The 2,941-nt window shown below is 37.4% G+C and carries 5 protein-coding genes; 1 reads left to right on the forward strand and 4 read right to left on the reverse strand.

All coding sequences use genetic code 11. From position 1 onward, the window contains the following. From ACFSKL_RS22040 to ACFSKL_RS22055, 4 genes are all read right to left on the reverse strand, one after another. Positions 1–354 (reverse strand): SDR family NAD(P)-dependent oxidoreductase (locus ACFSKL_RS22040; protein WP_376889412.1); only part of this gene is annotated, 354 nt, incomplete at its 3' end. Positions 355–481: 127 nt separating this feature from the next. After that, the gene (locus ACFSKL_RS22045; RefSeq protein WP_376889414.1) at positions 482–1,273 is read right to left on the reverse strand and encodes an SDR family NAD(P)-dependent oxidoreductase; all 792 of its coding nucleotides are present in this window, start codon (positions 1,271–1,273) and stop codon (positions 482–484) included. Positions 1,274–1,313: 40 nt separating this feature from the next. After that, entirely contained in the window at positions 1,314–1,898 is a 585-nt protein-coding gene (locus tag ACFSKL_RS22050; RefSeq protein WP_376889417.1) for a TetR/AcrR family transcriptional regulator, read from the reverse strand. 215 nt (positions 1,899–2,113) lie between these two features. Continuing rightward, positions 2,114–2,458 (reverse strand): winged helix-turn-helix transcriptional regulator, encoded by a 345-nt coding sequence (locus ACFSKL_RS22055; protein ID WP_376889419.1) that lies wholly within the window; start codon positions 2,456–2,458, stop codon positions 2,114–2,116. Positions 2,459–2,717: 259 nt separating this feature from the next. Here ACFSKL_RS22055 and ACFSKL_RS22060 point away from each other — a divergent pair. Continuing rightward, positions 2,718–2,941, forward strand: a 224-nt coding sequence (locus ACFSKL_RS22060) for a DoxX family membrane protein (RefSeq protein WP_376889499.1), incomplete at its 3' end; no start/stop codon positions are given.

Consider the following 2,941-nt stretch of genomic DNA (forward strand, 5'->3'; position numbering starts at 1 on the left):
TGTGAGTGCAACCAAAGACGATATGTTAAGTTGCAACATATCCAACTCTGACTGCAAGGACAATTCTGCAAATTCACCACCGGAACCAATTCCGGCATTGTTAACGAGTGTTTCAATTTGTAAATGGCGTTTTTGCGTTTCATCAAAAATCTCTTGTGATGCACCTGTTGTAGATAAATCAGCCGAAATATATTCCACCGAGATTTGATGGTGCTTGGTTAGCCGTTCAGCCAATTCCTTTAGTTTGGCTTCGTTTCGTGCTACCAACACCAGGTTTTGTTTTCTTGATGCCAGTTTCAGCGCTATGGCTTCTCCAATCCCACCCGATGCACCGGTTATTAATGTGAATTTCATTTTTTGTTCTTTTAATTTGATGGTACAAAGTTGGGACAGTCCATCAAATTAAAAGTATCCAAAAGTCGGTTGTTTGTGTTCAAATGACGGGTTGTTTGCTGATTCTTTACTATTTAAACCTGCTCACTCATACAGTTCTCAAAACACCTCCGTCTGCCCTTATAGACGCTCCATTTGTTGCCAGTGATAGCGGACTGGAAAGGTATGTCACCAGACTTGCGATTTCATTTGGCTCTATGAAACGTTGTAGCAAAGAGTGTGGATTGGCCTGTTGAATAATCCCACTTTTCACCTGTTCTACACTCAAATTTTGCGACTGGGCTAAGTATTCAACTGTAGAAGCTACACCTTCAGAATAAGTCGGCCCTCCCAAAATCGTATTGACTGTTACTTCAGTCCCTTTGGTCAATTTGGACAAACCATTGCCAATGGCCATCATTGCTGATTTTGTCATTCCATAATGGATCATATTCTCAGGAATATTCACGCCGGACTCGCTGCTTATGAATACGATTCTTCCCCAATTTTTCTCCAATAATTCTGGCAATACCTTTCTGGAAAGCCTTACCGCACTCATCACATTGACGGTAAATAAACCATACCAATCTTCATCTGTAATTTTGTCAAAATCTTTAAGCTCAAAAATGCCTACGTTATTTATAAGTATGTCTATTCCGCTTAAATTATCCAGCAAATCTTCCACTTCATTTTTATTGCCAAAATCGGCAACTATTCCAGTTACAGTTCTTTCAGGGAATTGTTTTCGGAGCTTTTTCACGGCTTGCTGCGTTTTATCCGCCTGTCTTCCGTTAATGATGACTTCTACATTTTCGTTAAGTAGTTGTTGAGCAATAGCAAATCCTATTCCCTGCGTTGAACCACTGATGAATGCTTTTTTTCCTTTGAGTTTTAAATCCATTTTATTTTGTAATGATCGGTACATAAATAGTTAAAAAAAATCAACTGATTACTGCTAACTGCATTTCTATTTGTTGTGAAAGTACTTCCTTATCAGGGTACATTCTTCTTAGGGTGTTTAATCCACACCAGAATGTTATGAGATATTTTCCTAAAACTTCTGCATTTGTTTTGCTTTTAATTTGTCCATTCCTTTGTCCTAACCGAATAGTTTCAGTGAACATTTCTTCCACTTCTTTAAGGATTTGTATGGCTTGCGCTTCCAATTCCTCATCGATAAATGTCATCTCAACTACTGTATTGGCAATGATGCAACCTTTATGATGGGCTTGTGCATGAGCATTGGCAATACTTCTGAAAAAATCCTTGATCAACTCTATTGGATTCTCCGTTTCGCCAAGTTGGTTGCGAAATTTGATAAATTCTACCCTCCGTTGTTGAATAGCTTTGCTAAATACTTCCTTCTTTCCCCCTTTAAATGTATTGTAGAAACTTCCGCTACCGGCTCCAGTGACCTTAAGTAAATCAGTTAACGAAGTGGCGTTATAACCCTTTTCCCAAAACAGCTGTTGGGCTTTTATTACCAACTCCTCATTGTCAAAAATAACAGGTCTCCCTCTCATCATATTTTATTTTTGTATTTATCGATACAAAAATAAATAAAATAATTTTAACGAACCCTATACAAATGTCCGTAAATATAGAAAAAGGGCAGAATGCGATAGCACGATAATAGTTACCACATAAAAAACATTATGAACATCAATATCATGCTTGCATCAGCTAACCAAGGTTATGTCTTCCTAAATTATTTGATTCAAGAAACTGACTACTGATACAGCTATTTCCCCAAAATTTTCTTCCGATGGTTCATTCCCCAATCATGCAATTCTGCTATTACACTTTTTAGGGTCTCAGAATATGCTGTTGATTTATATTCAGTCCTTACCGGAAAACCGTTGATGACTGTGCGTGTAATCAATTGGTTTGCTTCCATATCTTTCAATTCACTGGAAAGTACTTTGGTACTTAGCTTGGGAATACTTCGCTCGATCTCCCTGAAGTGTTTGTTGCCTTCCCATATTGAAATCAGGATTAAGATTTTCCATTTGCCACCGATAATATCCAATGTATCCCTCACAGGCAATAATTTGGATATACACTCGTGATGTTCCATTTTTTTCATCTGTTTTTAATTTGTCTTTCAATGGTCAGATAGCCAGTTCCGAACCTGTCTGCTGCCAGGCAGGCTCGATTCGGAAGAATCTTTGACGACTAAAATAATCATTGCCCTATGAGTCTAATAATTATTTTAGTCATGTCGATTTTATCTTGCAACTATCAAGTGATTACCTAAAGGTAACTGATTACCTTTAGGTATCTGATTATATTTGGTAATCAAAGTTAAGTAAATTTGCATCACCGAAAAACAAAACCAAAAAAAAATGAAAAACAAGATTCTTACCGTTTTATGTGTGCTGTTTGGCTTGATGATGCTTAACGCAGGTTTAAATAAATTCTTCAACTATATGCCTATGCCTGAAATGTCCGAAGAAATGATGCAGGTAATGGGTGCTTTAGTAGCCATAAAGTGGATTTTTCCATTGGTGGCAATTATAGAAATTATTGGGGGAATACTAATTGCCATACCCAAAACAAGAGCTTTGGG

The organism is Belliella marina (genome assembly GCF_042682445.1).
Taxonomy (GTDB): domain Bacteria; phylum Bacteroidota; class Bacteroidia; order Cytophagales; family Cyclobacteriaceae; genus Belliella; species Belliella marina.